Origin of the sequence: Curtobacterium sp. P97, assembly GCF_023712445.1 — a bacterium.
Lineage (GTDB): Bacteria > Actinomycetota > Actinomycetes > Actinomycetales > Microbacteriaceae > Curtobacterium.
Map to the genome: position 1 here is coordinate 278,565 of NZ_JAMAYF010000003.1, position 15,366 is coordinate 293,930.

General features: G+C 72.9%; 17 protein-coding genes. 9 read left to right on the forward strand and 8 right to left on the reverse strand.

The features are described 5' to 3' along the window. Positions 1-19: 19 nt before the first annotated feature. Entirely contained in the window at positions 20-1,141 is a 1,122-nt protein-coding gene (locus M3677_RS04685; protein ID WP_251154686.1) for a zinc-binding alcohol dehydrogenase family protein, read from the reverse strand. An 85-nt stretch (positions 1,142-1,226) separates the two neighbouring features. On the opposite strand from M3677_RS04685, the gene M3677_RS04690 reads away from it, so the two are divergent. Continuing rightward, the gene (locus M3677_RS04690; protein ID WP_251159901.1) at positions 1,227-1,796 is read left to right on the forward strand and encodes a TetR family transcriptional regulator; all 570 of its coding nucleotides are present in this window, start codon (positions 1,227-1,229) and stop codon (positions 1,794-1,796) included. A 39-nt stretch (positions 1,797-1,835) separates the two neighbouring features. Here M3677_RS04690 and M3677_RS04695 read toward each other — a convergent pair whose 3' ends face one another. Both M3677_RS04695 and M3677_RS04700 read right to left on the reverse strand, forming a co-directional pair. Then, positions 1,836-2,594 carry a DUF6264 family protein gene (locus M3677_RS04695; RefSeq protein ID WP_251154685.1) on the reverse strand — a complete coding sequence of 253 codons (759 nt, stop codon included), beginning with the start codon at positions 2,592-2,594 and terminating at the stop codon, positions 1,836-1,838. Next, entirely contained in the window at positions 2,591-3,649 is a 1,059-nt protein-coding gene (locus M3677_RS04700) for a 4-hydroxy-3-methylbut-2-enyl diphosphate reductase (protein ID WP_066657835.1), read from the reverse strand. Before M3677_RS04700 ends, M3677_RS04695 begins: the two co-directional genes overlap by 4 nt. A gap of 143 nt (positions 3,650-3,792) precedes the next feature. Here M3677_RS04700 and xseA point away from each other — a divergent pair, with 143 nt between their 5' ends. The 5 genes from xseA (at position 3,793) to M3677_RS04725 (ending at position 8,191) form a co-directional block, all read left to right on the forward strand. Then, complete coding sequence (gene xseA, locus M3677_RS04705; protein WP_066652675.1) at positions 3,793-5,034, forward strand: exodeoxyribonuclease VII large subunit; 1,242 nt, start codon at positions 3,793-3,795, stop codon at positions 5,032-5,034. Between the two features lie 64 nt (positions 5,035-5,098). Continuing rightward, positions 5,099-5,371, forward strand: coding sequence for an exodeoxyribonuclease VII small subunit (locus M3677_RS04710; RefSeq protein ID WP_066652672.1), 273 nt, complete (start codon positions 5,099-5,101; stop codon positions 5,369-5,371). Beyond that, a complete protein-coding gene (locus M3677_RS04715) occupies positions 5,368-6,003 on the forward strand; it encodes a DUF4245 domain-containing protein (RefSeq protein ID WP_209683729.1) in 636 nt (211 codons plus the stop codon). The genes M3677_RS04710 and M3677_RS04715 overlap by 4 nt, the downstream gene beginning before the upstream one ends. Positions 6,004-6,038: 35 nt before the next feature. After that, entirely contained in the window at positions 6,039-6,653 is a 615-nt protein-coding gene (locus M3677_RS04720; protein WP_066652668.1) for a carbonic anhydrase, read from the forward strand. A 164-nt stretch (positions 6,654-6,817) separates the two neighbouring features. Continuing rightward, on the forward strand, positions 6,818-8,191 hold the full coding sequence (locus tag M3677_RS04725) for a class II fumarate hydratase (RefSeq protein WP_308201966.1): 1,374 nt from the start codon (positions 6,818-6,820) through the stop codon (positions 8,189-8,191). A 164-nt stretch (positions 8,192-8,355) separates the two neighbouring features. Here the strand turns inward: M3677_RS04725 and M3677_RS04730 are convergent, their stop codons facing one another. The 3 genes from M3677_RS04730 to M3677_RS04740 all read right to left on the reverse strand — a co-directional run bounded on the left by M3677_RS04730 (position 8,356) and on the right by M3677_RS04740 (position 12,101). Further along, entirely contained in the window at positions 8,356-9,717 is a 1,362-nt protein-coding gene (locus M3677_RS04730; protein ID WP_251159902.1) for a PhoH family protein, read from the reverse strand. A 376-nt stretch (positions 9,718-10,093) separates the two neighbouring features. Next, entirely contained in the window at positions 10,094-11,203 is a 1,110-nt protein-coding gene (locus M3677_RS04735) for an aminotransferase class V-fold PLP-dependent enzyme (RefSeq protein WP_066652665.1), read from the reverse strand. A gap of 112 nt (positions 11,204-11,315) precedes the next feature. Next, positions 11,316-12,101, reverse strand: coding sequence for an isoprenyl transferase (locus tag M3677_RS04740; RefSeq protein WP_235426501.1), 786 nt, complete (start codon positions 12,099-12,101; stop codon positions 11,316-11,318). Positions 12,102-12,187: 86 nt separating this feature from the next. Between M3677_RS04740 and M3677_RS04745 the strand changes: the two genes are divergently transcribed. Then, positions 12,188-12,886 (forward strand): hemolysin III family protein, encoded by a 699-nt coding sequence (locus tag M3677_RS04745; RefSeq protein ID WP_209683735.1) that lies wholly within the window; start codon positions 12,188-12,190, stop codon positions 12,884-12,886. Between the two features lie 159 nt (positions 12,887-13,045). On the opposite strand, the gene M3677_RS04750 is transcribed toward M3677_RS04745, so the two are convergent. After that, complete coding sequence (locus tag M3677_RS04750) at positions 13,046-13,339, reverse strand: hypothetical protein (RefSeq protein ID WP_251159903.1); 294 nt, start codon at positions 13,337-13,339, stop codon at positions 13,046-13,048. Further along, positions 13,336-14,226 (reverse strand): mycothiol conjugate amidase Mca, encoded by an 891-nt coding sequence (gene mca / locus M3677_RS04755; protein ID WP_144411239.1) that lies wholly within the window; start codon positions 14,224-14,226, stop codon positions 13,336-13,338. Before mca ends, M3677_RS04750 begins: the two co-directional genes overlap by 4 nt. Positions 14,227-14,476: 250 nt before the next feature. On the opposite strand from mca, the gene M3677_RS04760 reads away from it, so the two are divergent. Then, a complete protein-coding gene (locus M3677_RS04760; protein ID WP_268746777.1) occupies positions 14,477-14,791 on the forward strand; it encodes a DUF4307 domain-containing protein in 315 nt (104 codons plus the stop codon). Positions 14,792-14,858: 67 nt separating this feature from the next. Next, positions 14,859-15,347, forward strand: a complete 489-nt coding sequence (greA, locus tag M3677_RS04765; RefSeq protein WP_066652650.1) for a transcription elongation factor GreA — start codon at positions 14,859-14,861, stop codon at positions 15,345-15,347. Positions 15,348-15,366: the final 19 nt, after the last annotated feature.

Consider the following 15,366-nt stretch of genomic DNA (forward strand, 5'->3'; position numbering starts at 1 on the left):
GCGCCGGCTGGCCCGCGGGTCAGAGCGTCACGACCACCTTGCGCGCGGACACCCCTGCACGCTGCCGGTCGATCGCGCCCTGCACCGCGCCCGGCCCGTGCCCGACGACGAGCGGCTCCGGCATCGGTCGGATCGAGCCGTCGGCGAGCCCCTCGGGCAGGACCCGGCCCCACAGCTCCGCGCCCAGGTCGTCGTCGCGCAGGCTGCTCCCCCACACGAACGCGGCCCGGATCCCCGCACGACGGGCACGCAGCGTGAGCGCCAGCGTGGCGAGTCCGAGGCGGGTGAACACCGGGAGCATCGCCGGGAAGAGTCGCCGACGGCCGGCGATCCGGTCGAGGGAGACCGGCGTGCTCGCCATCGCCAGCGCGGTGCCACCCGTCCGGCGGAGCACCTCGATGCACGCGGCCGTCGAGGTCGTCCCGAGCGCGACGGCACCGACGACGGGGCGTCCGGCGACGCCGGCGACGAGGTCGTCCACCGCCGTCGGCGAACCGTGGTCGACGACGACGTCGGCCCCGAGCGACCGGACGGTCGCGGCGTTCCGGGGCGACGCGGTGCTCACGACCGCGTACCCGGCGGCACGGGCGAGCTGCACCGCGTTCATCCCGACGCTCGTCGAACCACCCCAGACCACGACGACGCCGGAGCGGTCCGACGGAGCGTCGGCGGCCCCGGGGAGCGGGAGCCCGAGGTGCTTCGGCTGGAACAGCGCGCAGGCGGCGGTCGAGGCCCCGAGCGGCAGGACCGCGGCCTGTTCGAGGGGCACGTCGTCCGGCACCGCGGCGGTCAGGCGTTCGAGCAGCGCGGTGTGTTCCTGGAACGCGCCCTCGTGCACCGGGTCGCGGCCACGGTCGGTCCCGGTCGCGAGTCCGACGACGCGGTCGCCGACCGCGAAGCGGGTGACGCCGGAGCCGACGGCGACGACCTCGCCGGCGACGTCCGAGCCGAGCACCGCCGGCGTCCGGAGCCAGCGGTAGGTCACCGGCCCCGTGCCCTGGATCACCCAGTCCACGGGGTTGACGGCAGCGGCGCGGACGCGCACGACCACCTCGTCCTCGGCGGGGACGGGGACCGGTACCCGGTCGACGACGAGTGCGCCCCGGGGTTCACGGAGCAGAGCGGCGGAGTTGTCGGGCACGGCGGGCCTTTCGTCACGAGCGATGACACCTGGTGTCGTCACTCTACCCGCCCTCGGCACCGAGTGTCATCACTAGGGTGTCCCCATGACGAGATGGGCACCGGACACCCGTGAGCGACTGCGGACGGCCGCGATGGAGCTCTTCGCGGAACGCGGCTTCCATGCGACGACGGTCCCCGACATCGTCGCGCGGGCGGGCGTCACCCGGCGCACGTTCTTCCGCCACTTCAGCGACAAGCGCGAGGTCTTCTTCGGCGATGACGAGATCCCCGCGATCGCGACCCGGATGATCGAGACCGCGCCGGCCGAGGAGGCACCGATGCGCGTGGTCCTCGACGGGCTCCGGCGGCTCGCGGCCGAGCGGTTCGACCCCGGCCGCGACCAGGTGCTCGCCGCACGACGGATCATCAGCGAGGAGCCCGACCTGCGGGAGCGGGACCTGCGGAAGCAGGAGGACCTGCGGGCGGCGGTCCGGGACGGCTTCCGTCGCCGCGGCGAGGACGACCGGACCGCCCGCTCCGTCGCCGGGCTCACGGTCCTCGTCCTGCAGACCGCGCTCGAGACGTGGCTCGAGGACGCGGACGGCACACCGCTGCAGGACCACCTCGACGCCACGGTCGACCGGGTCACCGGACTGCTCGACACCGGTCGCTGACGAGCGCACGGCCCGCACACGACAGCGAGGGCCCGAGGGTCAGGCCCCGGACTGCTGCATCAGCACCTGCACGAAGCCCGGGTCCTGGAACATCACCACGGCGAAGGCGACCAGGCTGACGAGCGACGCCACGGCCCCGCCGAGCAGCGGGACCCAGAACGTCCACCTCCGAGCGGCCAGCCGACGCAGGGACCACCACGCGACGAGGGCGAACACGACCACGTTGCCGATGGCTCCGACGGCAGCGGCGGTCGACAGCGCCGTGGGGTCGGAGAGCTCCAGGCCCTGCTGTTCGAACGCCCTGCGCACGGCGGAGGCGACGTCGCTCACGGCGAGCGACTGCACGACCGACAGCAGACCGAACGCCAACAGGGCGACCGTCACCACGAAGTCGAACTGCGACGCCCCGAAGCGGCTCGAGAGCGTCGGCCGCTCCTGACCGGCCGCGGCACCCCGCGACGGCCCGGCGCCGGTGCCACCGGAAGTGCGGCGGTCCGTCGGACGGGTCGTGCGTGCCGTGCCACGGTCGGTCGGCCCCTGGGGTGCCGCGCGGGCACGGTCGTCGGCCTCGCGCCGCTGCCGGTCGCGCCGTTCCTGCTCGACCAGGACCGGGTTCACCCAGCCCTCCGGCGCGTACTCGCCGTACTCGGGAGCGGGCGTGCCGTGGACCCGGCCGTCCCGTCGACCGGAGGCCGGTGCGGCGGAGGCGGGACGGGCCTCCAGGCCGAGGGCGGTCTCGTCCACGTGCCCCGGTTCACGGGCCGGTGCCGACGACCAGTCGCCGCGGAGGCCGCTCACGAGCGACGCCCGCCGAGGGCGCGGGTGGGGTTGCCCGCGGCGTCCGTGCGGAGCTCCTTGGGGAGCGAGAACATGAGGTCCTCGTGCGCCGTCACGACCTCTTCCACGGTGCCGTAGCCGGCGTCCGCGAGCTGCTCGAGCACCTCCGTGACGAGTTCCTCGGGCACCGAGGCACCGCTGGTCACACCCACCGTGCGGACACCGTCGAGCCAGTCCTGGCGGATCTCCTCGGCGTAGTCGACCCGGTGGGCGGACGCCGCACCGTACTCGAGGGCGACGTCGACGAGGCGCACGCTGTTCGAGGAGTTCGCCGAACCGACGACGATGACGAGGTCGGCGTCGGGCGCCACCTTCTTCACCGCGACCTGGCGGTTCTGCGTGGCGTAGCAGATGTCGTCCGACGGCGGGTTCTCGATGGACGGGAACCGCTCACGGAGCAGGCGGACGGTCTCCATCGTCTCGTCGACGCTCAGGGTGGTCTGCGACAGCCAGACGAGGTTGTCGGGGTCGGGCACCTCGAGCGCGGCGACGTCCTCGGGTCCGTTGACCAGGATCGTGCGCTCGGGCGCGTGGCCCATGGTGCCCTCGACCTCCTCGTGACCGGCGTGGCCGATCAGGACGATCGTGCGGTCCGCCTTCGCGAAGCGGGTGGCCTCGCGGTGGACCTTGGTGACGAGGGGGCAGGTCGCGTCGATCGCGTGCAGGTCGCGTTCTGCGGCACCGGCCACGACGGCGGGTGCGACGCCGTGCGCACTGAAGACGACGTGTGCGCCGCGCGGGACCTCGGCGACGTCGTCGACGAACACCGCGCCGCGCTGCTCGAGCGTGGAGACGACGTGGACGTTGTGGACGATCTGCTTCCGCACGTAGACCGGCTCGCCGTACTGCTCGAGCGCCTTCTCGACGGCGACCACGGCACGGTCGACACCCGCGCAGTACCCGCGGGGCGCGGCGAGCAGGACCTTCTTCGTGCCGGCGACCGGCTCGTCCCGCAGCCGACCACGCGCTGCGTGCACCCGCGGCGGGGCGAGTGGGACCGTGCGGCCGTTGGTGATCGTCACGTCCCCGATGATAGGTGCCGGGCACGCGCGGGGCCTGGGTGCGTCCGGGGCCGAGCCGGGCCGTGACGACGTGGTGGAGCACCGGCGTGCGGCGCCGCGGGCCGGCGCTGTCGCCGGGATGCGGCACGATGGTGGGTATGGCGATCGAACAGGGCCCGCCGACGGCCGACAACCCGTGGCCCGTCGCCCTGCTCGGGGCGAAGCTCCGCGACTGGATCGACCGACTCGGCACCGCCTGGGTCGAGGGCGAGATCACGCAGTGGAACGTCGCCGGCGGCAACGTCTACGGCAAGCTCAAGGACGTCGAGGTCGACGCGACCGTGTCCTTCTCGATCTGGTCGAGCGTGCGTTCCCGGGTGCCCGCGGACCTGGGGCAGGGCGCCCGCGTCGTCGCCGCGGTGAAGCCGAACTACTGGGTCAAGGGCGGCTCGCTCACCATGCAGGTGGTCGAGATGAAGCACGTCGGCCTCGGTGACCTGCTCGAGCGGCTCGAACGGCTCCGGCGCACCCTGGCGGCGGAGGGCCTGTTCGACCCGTCCCGCAAGAAGCGTCTGCCGTTCCTGCCGCACCGGATCGGCCTGATCACCGGCAAGGACTCCGACGCCGAGAAGGACGTCAAGCGGAACGCGCAGCTCCGCTGGCCGCAGGTCGAGTTCCGCACGGTGCACACGGCGGTGCAGGGCGAGCGGGCCGTGGGCGAGGTCACGGCCGCGATCGTCGAGCTCGACGCCGACCCGACCGTCGACGTCATCATCGTCGCCCGGGGTGGCGGCGACTTCCAGAACCTGCTCGGCTTCAGCGACGAGGGACTCGTCCGGACCGCCGCTGCCGCCACCACTCCCATCGTCTCCGCCATCGGGCACGAGGCGGACCGCCCGATCCTCGACGAGGTCGCCGACCTGCGCGCCTCCACACCCACGGACGCGGCGAAGCGCGTGGTGCCCGACGTGGCCGAGGAGCTCGCGAACGTCCGCCAGGCCCGGGCCCGGCTCGGGCTGCGGCTCTCGCACACCCTGTCGGTCGAGGCCGACCGGATCGCCGCACTCCGGTCCCGCCCGGCGCTGGCGTCGACCGCCTGGCTCGTCGACACCCGGGCGGAGGAGGTCGCACGCGACCTGTCCCGTGCCCGAGAGCTGCTCGACCGACGCCTCGAGCGCTCGCACAGCGACGTCGGGCACCTGACCGGGCGGCTGCGCGCGCTCTCGCCGCGCGACACCCTGCGCCGCGGCTACGCCATCGTGCAGCGGAGTGACGGCGGGGTCGTGCGCGGTACCGAGGACCTCGACGGTGCGACGCCGGTCCACGTCACCCTCGGCGCGGGCACGGCGACGGGGACACTCGAGCCGGAGGGACCGGGGCCGGACGGTTCCGGGGCGTAGCCCGGTCTCCACGGGCTCCGTCGGCGGTGCACCGCCGACGGAGGGTGCTCGGTAGGATCGGGGTGTGTCATCCCAGCAGGAACCCGTGCCGTCCGACGTGCAGTCGCTGAGCTACGAGGCGGCGCGCGACGAACTCGTGCGCGTCGTCGGTGAGCTGGAGCAGGGGTCCGCGACGCTCGAGCGTTCGCTCGCGCTCTGGGAGCGTGGCGAAGCCCTCGCGGCCCGGTGCGAGGAGTGGCTCGTCGGCGCGCGCGCCCGGCTGGACGCTGCCCGTGCCGCGTCGGCCGGTGACGGCACCGCGGACACCGCAGGCGACCCGGACGGAGCAGCACGGTGACCGACCCCGACGGACGCCCGATCGTCGCCGAGCTCGGCCGCCCGGAGACCCCGGAGGAGACCTGGGCCCGGAAGGACGCCGCGCGACGCTCCCGCCGCGAGCACCAGACCGCCTTCAACCTCGTGCTGGCGCTCATCGCATCGCTCGGCATCGTGCTCTTCCTGGTCGCCGTGGTCGTGCGACCGGACCAGACCGTCGACCGGTCCGTGGACTACCAGCAGGTCGCCGCCGGTGCCGACGTGCCCGGCGTGACGCTCGCGGCACCGGACCTGCCCGACGGTTTCACCTCGAACCGCGCCGACTTCCAGGACAAGACGTCGGACGGCGTGCGGGTCTGGACGGTCGGCCTCGTCACCCCGGACCGCCAGTACGTCGGCCTCCAGCAGGGCATCGATGCGAACGCGTCGTGGGTGGCCAACCAGCTCGACCAGGAGCCCGCCACCGGTGACCGCACCATCGACGGCACGAAGTGGACCGTGTACGACCGTCGTGACGAGGGCAAGGACGCCGGGAACCACGCGTACTCGCTCGTGCACACCTTCGGCCGCGACACCATCGTCCTGTCCGGCACGGCCGACGACTCGTCGTTCACGACCGTCGCGAAGGCCGTCACCGAGCAGCTCGCGAACTGACCCCGCCCGACCGAACCCGAAGCACGAGGAAGACCATGCCCGACCGCGCCGCCTCCACCCCGTCCGACGCCCTCCGCCTGCTCGTCGAGGGCAACGCCCGCTTCGCCGCCGACAAGCGCCGCACCGGCCGGATCGACCCGGACCGCCGTGGCGAGCTCACGGGCTCGCAGGCGCCCTTCGCGACCGTGCTCGGCTGCTCCGACTCACGCGTGCCGTTCGAGCACGTCTTCGACGCGGGCATCGGTGACCTGTTCGCGATCCGCAACGCCGGTCAGATCGTCGACGACGTCGTGCTCGGCTCCATCGAGTTCGCGGTCGTCGCCCTCGGCACCCCGCTCGTCGTCGTCCTCCGCCACACCGCGTGCGGGGCCGTCGCCGCAGCGCGCTCGGGCGAGCCCGTGCCTGCGCCGCACCTGCAGTCGCTCGTCGACGCGATCGCGCCGAGCGTCGAGCGGGTCCGCGCGACCGACGCCGAGCTCCCGCAGGAGGCCGTCGGTGCCGCGCACCTCGAGGCCACGCTCCGCCAGGTGATCGAGCGGTCCGGTGTCGTCTCCGACGCGGTCGCCGACGGTAGGTTGGCCGTCGTCGGGGCGACCTACGACCTCTCCACGGGCGAGGTCACCATCGACACCGTCGTGGGCCAGGCCTGACCGGCCGCCACGACGCGACGCCCGGAGACCACCGGGCCGCCGAAGACACCGGGGCGACCGCTCCGGCCGTGCACCACAGGAAGGACCACGACGACGTGACCCACACCAGCGAGCCCGACCAGACCGCGACCGACCGGACCGCGACGGGCGGTGACGGCTTCCGCATCGAGCACGACACGATGGGCGAGGTCCGGGTCCCGGTGGATGCCCTCTACCGCGCCCAGACGCAGCGCGCGGTCGAGAACTTCCCGATCTCGGGCAGCGGACTCGAGCCGGCACAGATCGTCGCCCTCGCCCGGATCAAGCGCGCCGCAGCGGTCGTCAACGGGTCCCTCGGCATCGTCGACCCGACCGTGGCCGACGCGATCGCACGGGCGGCCGACGCGATCATCGGCGGCGAGCACCACGACCAGTTCCCGGTGGACGTCTACCAGACGGGCAGCGGCACCTCGTCGAACATGAACATGAACGAGGTCCTCGCGACCCTGGCGACCCGCATCTCCGGCACGGACGTCCACCCGAACGACCACGTCAACGCGTCCCAGTCGTCGAACGACGTCTTCCCGACCTCCGTGCACGTCGCCGTGACCGAGGCCCTCATCCGCACGCTCGTCCCCGCGCTCGAGCACCTGGCGGAGTCGCTCGAGGCCAAGGCGACGCTCTGGGCCGACGCCGTGAAGTCCGGACGCACCCACCTGATGGACGCCACCCCGGTCACCCTCGGGCAGGAGTTCGGCGGCTACGCCCGCCAGGTCCGGCTCGGCATCGAGCGCGTGCAGGCCACGCTCCCCCGCGTCGCCGAGGTCCCGCTCGGCGGCACCGCGGTGGGCACCGGCATCAACACGCCGAAGGGCTTCCCGCAGCAGGTCATCGCCCGTCTGGCCTCGGACACCGGCCTGCCGATCACCGAGGCGCTCGACCACTTCGAGGCACAGGGTGCCCGGGACGCACTGGTCGAGGCGTCGGGTGCGCTCAAGGTCATCGCGGTCAGCCTGACGAAGATCAACAACGACCTGCGCTGGATGGGCTCGGGTCCGAACACGGGCCTCGGCGAGCTGCACATCCCGGACCTGCAGCCCGGCTCGTCGATCATGCCCGGCAAGGTGAACCCGGTCATCCCCGAGGCCACCTTGATGGTCGCTGCACGCGTCATCGGCAACGACGCGACGGTCGCCTGGGCCGGCGCCTCGGGTGCCTTCGAGCTCAACGTCGCGATCCCGGTGATGGGCACGGCCCTGCTCGAGTCGATCCGCCTGCTCGCGAACAGCTCGCGGGTGCTCGCCGACAAGACCATCGACGGGCTGCAGGCGAACCTCGAGCGCGCCCGCGCGTTCGCCGAGTCGTCCCCGTCGATCGTCACGCCGCTCAACCGCGTCATCGGGTACGAGGCCGCGGCCAAGGTCGCCAAGTACGCCGTCGCCGAGGGCATCACCGTGCGCGAGGCGGTCGTCGCCCTGGGGCACGTCGAGCGCGGCGAGGTCACCGAGGAGCAGCTCGACAGCGCGCTGGACGTGCTGTCGATGACGCACCCGAACTGACCCTCGGGACCCACTGACGGACGGGAGGCACGGTGCCGGCTGGCACCGCGCCTCCCGTCCGTCGTCGGGTCACCCCCGAGACTCGCGCCTGCGGACACGTTCGCAGTCCTGCGACCGCGAACGTGTCCGCCCAGGCGAGTCCCGCCGGCGGCCGACCAGCCGCGCTACCCGAGGTCGGGCGAGTCGAGCAGCTCCGTCACGAGCGCCGCGATCGCCGACCGCTCCGAGCGGGTCAGCGTCACGTGCGCGAACAGCGGGTGCCCCTTCAGGCGCTCGATCACGCTCGCGACACCGTCGTGCCGGCCGACCCGCAGGTTGTCCCGCTGGGCGACGTCGTGCGTCAGCACCACACGCGAGTTCTGCCCGATGCGCGACAGCATGGTCAGCAGGACGTTCCGCTCGAGCGACTGCGCCTCGTCCACGATGACGAACGCGTCGTGCAGGGACCGCCCGCGGATGTGCGTGAGCGGCAGCACCTCGAGCATCCCGCGCTCGACGACCTCGTCGAGGACGTTGTCGGACACCAGCGCGCCGAGGGTGTCGAACACGGCCTGCGCCCAGGGGTTCATCTTCTCGGCGGCGTCGCCGGGCAGGTACCCGAGCTCCTGCCCGCCCACGGCGTAGAGCGGCCGGAACACCATGATCTTCTTGTGCTGCTGTCGTTCGAGCACCGCCTCGAGCCCGGCGCAGAGCGCGAGCGCCGACTTGCCGGTGCCGGCCGAGCCCCCGAGCGAGACGATGCCGATCTCCGGGTCGAGCAGGGCGTCGATCGCGAGCCGCTGCTCGGCGGAGCGCCCGCGCAGCCCGAAGACCTCGCGGTCGCCGCGGACGAGCGACACCGCGCCGGCCTCGTGCACGCGGCCGAGCGCCGACCCGCGCTCCGAGTGGATGACGACGCCGGTGTTGACCGGGACGCCGTCGAGCCGCGAGGACCGGATCTCCTCGTGCTCGTACAGGTCGCTCATCTGCTCACCGGACACCTGCAGGTCGGTGATGCCCGTGTAGCCGGAGTCGACGGCGAGCTCGGCGCGGTACTCCTCGGCGGCCATGCCGATCGACGACGCCTTCACGCGCAGCGGCAGGTCCTTCGACACGACGACGACGTCCAGCCCGTCGTTCGCCAGGTTCGACGCGACCGCGAGGATCCGCGAGTCGTTGTCCCCGAGCCGGAGCCCGGACGGGAGCACGGACTGCTCGGAGTGGTTCAGCTCGACGCGGAAGGAACCGCCGTCGTCGAGTGCGACCGGGAAGTCGAGTCGCTCGTGCTCGACCCGCAGTTCGTCGAGCAGCCGCAGGGCCTGGCGCGCGAAGTACCCGATCTCCGGGTCGTCACGCTTGGACTCGAGCTCGCTGACGACGACCACGGGCAGCACCACGGCGTGCTCGGCGAAGCGGAACAGCGCCCGCGGATCGCTGAGGAGCACCGACGTGTCGAGCACGTACGTGCGTTGAGCGACCGACGTGGACGAGTCCGCGGTGGACCGCTGGGCGGGTTCGCGAGCGACGTTGCGAGAGGTCACGACCACTCCATCCCCGGGCCGCGCTCGGCCCGGTCAGTGTCCTCGACGCGGCCGGAGAGCGGTCCCGAAGCACCGTTGCCTGGCCGCTCCGACCGGGCACCGTGCCCGGTGGGGCCAAGCTACGACCGGCCCCCGACAGCCGGACCGCGACACGCGGTCCCCGAGGTTACGGTCACGTGAACGCGCACCACGACGGCCGGGAGGCGCGGGGCGGGCCCGCCACGGGCCTCCCGGCCGCCTCGCGCGCAGGCGCGCAGCGGCGAGACTCGCGGACGCAGACGGATTCGCGGGCTGGGAGGCGCGAACACGTCCGCCCGGCCGAGTCTCGCGGACCGCGGCCAGGTCGGCGGGCCGGCGGGCCGGCCGGCGGCCGGCGGGCGCGCTACTGCATCGTGGCGTAGGACAGGCACGCGTCGCGGAACATGTCGAGCGTCGCGTCCGTGGTGGACGCGAACACCGACACCCGCGCGACCCCGAGCCGCGTCGTCGCCGTGACCCCGTGGTTGTGCAGCGCCGCGGACAGCGCCGTGAGCCGACCCTGCGGCGGACGCAGCACGACGATGCCGGCACGCTCGCGCGGGTCACGGCTGGACTCGACCGACAGGCCGAACTCGTCGGCGATGTCGAGCACCCGCTCGACCCGGTCGGCCACGCGCTCCTGCACGGCTCCGACCCCGACGGAGACCAGCCGCTCGAGGGACACCGCCATCCGGGCCTGGGCGACCGGGTCGACGCGCGTCATCTGGTACCCCGCGGCGCCCGGCTTCACCGAGGGGACCTCGGTCGGCCAACCGGTCGTGCCGTGCGGCCCGGACAGCGCCGGGCGCAGGCGGTTCAGGGCGCGGTCGCTGAACGCGAGGAAGCCCGTGCCCCACCCGGCGTGCAGCCACTTCTGCCCGCCGGTGGCGACGACGTCGGCGACCTCGTACGGGGCGTCGACGACGCCGAAGCCCTGGATCGCGTCGACGATGAGCAGGCGGTCCCCGATGACCTCCCGGATCGCAGCGAGGTCGGCGAGGTACCCGGTCTGCCAGTCGACGAGCGACACGGCGACGGCGGCGACGTCGTCGGTCAGGCGCTCCCGCACCAGCGTCGGGGTCATCCAGCCGGCACCGGACTCGACGACGACGGGCTGCACGCGGCCACCCGTCGCCGAGGCGGCGCTCGCCAGTGCGAGCGGCAGCGACGGGTACTCGTCGGCGGCCACGAGGACACCGCCGGTCAGGCCGAACGCCGTGTGCAGCAGCCCCGGCGTCGTGGCGGTCTGCGAGACCACCTGGTCCTCGCGACGGCCGACGAGCCGGGCAGCGACGGTGCGCACCCGGGCGTCCTGCTCGTCGAGGGTCTCCACGGCGCCGAAGCGCATGCGCTCCTGGATCGTCCCGAGCACCCGCTGCTCCTCGAGCACGGCGGTCTGCACCGGCCCGAAGGCGGCGTGGTCGAGGTAGCCGGGCTCCTCGTCGAAGCCGGCCGCGTACTCGGCGATGTTCACAGGGGCAACCTTCCGTGGGACGAAAACCCTGTGAGTCTACTGGGACGCACGGAGGCCGCGCGAACCTGAGCCGCCCGACGCACTCGCCGCCGCCGTCGGGAGCCTCCCGCGATCAGCCGCCGAAACGACGGGAGCGCAGACCGAAGTCGCGCACGGCCCGCAGGAAGTCGACCTCGCGCAGGTCCGGGTAGAGGGCCTCGACGAAGTAGAACTCGCTGTGCGCGCTCTGCCACAGCATGAAGTCCGACAACCGCTGCTCACCCGAGGTGCGGATCACCAGGTCGGGATCGGGCTGGCCCTGCGTGTACAGGTGGTCGCCGATGAGCTCGGGCGTCAGCACCTCGGCCAGGGTGTCGAGCGTGCCGCCGCCCTCGCCGTGCGCCCGGACGATGCTCCGCATGGCGTCGGCGATCTCCCGGCGTCCGCCGTAGCCCACCGCGAGGTTGACGTGCAGGCCGGTGTGGGCTGCGCTCCGGGCCTCGGCGTCCGCGAGCGCCCCGAGGAGACCCGCGGGCAGCCCCTCGTCGGACCCGACGTGCTGCACGCGCCAGTCGCGGTGCACGGCGAGCGTCCCGGCCAGGTCGCCGATGATGCCGACGAGCTGCTCGAGCTCCTCGCCGCCCCGACCGGTCAGGTTGTCGGCGGACAGCAGGTAGAGCGTGACGACCTCGATGCCGAGCTCGTCGCACCAGTCGAGGAACTCGGGGATCTTGGCGGCGCCGGCACGGTGCCCGTGGGCGGCCGACTCGAGGCCGAGCTGCTTGGCCCAGCGACGGTTGCCGTCGACGATCATGGCGACGTGCTTCGGCATCGCCTGGCCGTCGATCTGGCGGCGGATACGACGCTGGTAGGCACGGTAGAGGACGCCGCGCCCTGCCCATCCCACCCTGCCGGTCACGCCACGACTGTAGTGCACCGTGGCGTCGGTCGTGCGGGGCTGTGCATTCCCTGCTGCCGTTCGGCCGGGGGCCCTACTGTCGCCCCATGCAGGACGAGACCGCCACGCTCCCCCACGTCCCGTTCACCGAGGAAGCGGACACCACCGAGCCGCCGCGTCCCGCCTGGCGCGGCTGGATCCACCTCGGCACGTTCCCGTTCGCCATCGCGATGGGCATCGTGCTCATCTCGCTGGCCGACAGCGGGGCCGCGAAGGCCGGCAGCGCCGTGTTCATGGCGACGTCGCTGCTCATGTTCGGCGTCTCCGCGACCTACCACCGCTTCCCGTGGGGCCCGACGGTGAAGAAGGTCCTCAAGCGGATCGACCACACGAACATCCTGCTGCTCATCGCCGGCACCTACACGCCGATCGCGATCTGCGCGCTGCCGCACACGCTCATGGTGGTCGTGCTCTGGGTGATGTGGTCCGGAGCCGCGCTGGGCATCGCCTTCCGCGTCCTGTGGATCGGCGCCCCGCGCTGGCTGTACGTGCCGATCTACCTCGTGCTCGGGTGCGCCGCGCTCGGTCTGCTCCCGCAGTTCTTCGCCGCGAGCGTCCCGATGACGGTCCTCGTGCTCTCCGGCGGCCTGGCGTACGTCATCGGCGCCCTGGTCTACGGCTTCAAGCGCCCCGACCCCGCCCCGACCGTGTTCGGCTTCCACGAGGTCTTCCACGCACTGACCGTCGTCGCGTTCGCCGCGCAGTGGGTCGGCGTGCTCATCGTGGCCCTCGACCCGGTGCGCTGACCGCAGCCGCTGCGGACCGCGGCACCGGCCGGCAGGGGCGACCGGACGACGGACGGGAGGCCCGTGGCACGCTCGCCACGGGCCTCTCGTCCGTCTGCTGGGGACGTCGCTGCTGCCGACGTCGCCGCTGCTGGTGTCGCCGCTGCCGACGTCGCGGGCTCAGCCGCGTTCGGTGTCGTCGCCCACGTCGGTCCGGCCGTCCTCGTCGGCGCGACGCACCGGCTCGTCCGTCGTCGTGCCGTCGCCCGCGTCGGACTCGAGCCGCTGGCGGATCTCCGCGCGGTAGCGGGTCCGACGGATCCGGCGGGTCATGTCGACCACGAGCAGGATCGTGACGACCGCGACGACCGCGATCGCGACGAAGCCGGCGACCCCGGGGGTGACGTCGACGTCGGGCACGACCGACGGGCTCGGGCTGGGGGCGGCGGCGATGGCCGTCAGGATGGTGCTCACGCGGTGGTGTCCTCGTCGTCAGGGAGCCCCGCGAACAGGTCGGACTCCGGCAGGTCGGTGGGCACGCGGGCCTCGACGAGCTGGTAGTCCTCGGTGGGCCACACCGTCGCGAGGAGGTCGTTCGGCCACGAGAAGAAGACGCTGTCCGGCGGCACCTGGCTGGCGTGCGCGTGCAGGGCGGCGTCGCGGGCGTCGAAGTGGTCGCGGACGTCGACGTGGGTCGTCGCCAGGTCCGGCCGGTCGGCGAACCGCTCCACCCACTCGCGCAGCTGCTCGACGGCAGCGCTGTCCGGGTCGCGCTCGCGCAGTGCCTCGTAGATCGTGCGGAAGCGGCGCGGGTTCATGGTGCGCTCGTAGTAGAGCTTGCTGATCGACCACGGCTCCCCGGCGTCCGGGTACTCCGCGGGGTCGGCGGCGGCGCGCCAGGCGGCGACCGAGACCTCGTGCGTGCGGATGTGGTCGGGGTGCGGGTAGCCGCCGTTCTCGTCGTAGGTGACGAGCACGTGCGGACGGAAGCGGCGGACGACGCGGACGAGTGCCTCGGTCGAGTACTCGAGGGGCACCGTCGAGAACGTGCCCGGACGGACCGTCTCGCCCTTCTCGGCGTCCGGCAGCCCGGAGTCGTGGTAGCCGAGCCAGACGTGGTCGATGCCGAGCGCTGCCTGCGCAGCCGCCATCTCGGTGCGCCGGTAGCCCGCCATGTCGCGGTGGGCGCGGCTCGTCGCCGGCTCACCGAGCTGGTCGTTGAGGATGTCCCCGGCCTCGCCGCCGGTGCAGGAGACGACCATCACCTGGTGCCCCTCGGCGACGTACTTCGCGGCCGTCGCGGCACCCTTGCTCGACTCGTCGTCGGGGTGGGCGTGGACGGCCAGCAGGCGGTACGGCACGGAGGATCCTCACGGGTGACGGAGCGGGCGGGACGCGCACGGATCGACCCGGGCGTGGGGGCAGCGCACAGCGGGGCGTGAACTACCCTGGGACCAGGATAATCACCCCAGGAGCCCCGAACTGTCCGAACCGCTGCACCCCACCCCCACCGCTGCGTCGGCCACGGCCACCACCGCGTCGCTGGACGACCGGTACGGGCGCACGCCGGATCGTCGGCGCCGCGGGAAGCTGTTCGGGGTCCTCGCGGCGATCGCCGTCGTGCTCGTGTTCGTCGCGTGGGTGGTCTGGGCCGGCCTCGACCAGGAGTCACACGGGCTCGACAACACCGAGCTCGGGTACACCGTCGTCTCCGACCACCGTACCGTCGTGCACTCACAGGTGTCGGCCGACCCGGGCACCGAGGTCCGGTGCGCCGTGCAGGTGCTCGACAAGTCGTACTCGATCGTCGGGTGGAAGGAGGTGACGCTGCCGGCATCCGAGCAGCGCACCCGCTCGATCTCGACCGAGGTGAACACCACGACCCGCGGCGTGACCGGCTTGATCCACGACTGCTGGGTTCCCTAGACTCGACTGATTCGCGGACGAGACCGGCCACACCGGCCGGTCTCGTCCTTTGTCGAAAGGGAGACCGATGAGCAACGACACGCAGACCACCTGGCTGACCCAGGAGGCGCACGACCGTCTCACGGCCGAGCTCGAACAGCTGTCGGGCCCGGCCCGCAAGGAGATCGCGGACCGCATCGAGGCGGCGCGTGAAGAGGGCGACCTCAAGGAGAACGGCGGCTACCACGCCGCGAAGGACGAGCAGGGCAAGATCGAGGCCCGCATCCGGCAGCTCACCGAGCTGCTCAAGCACGCCACCGTGGGCGAGGCCGACTTCGACGGCACCGTCGAGCCGGGCACCGTCGTCACGGCGGTCATCGCCGGCGACGAGTCGACCTTCCTCGTGGGCAACCGCGAGATCGTGGCCGAGGGGTCCGACCTGACCGTGTACAGCCCGGTGAGCCCGGTCGGTGCCGCGATCCTCGGGCTGCGCGCGGGCGACGAGACGACCTACACCGCGCCGAACGGCAAGGAGATCAGCGCCAAGGTGACGAAGGTCGAGCGCTACGAGCCGTAGGCGCCCGGCGCCGCAGTGC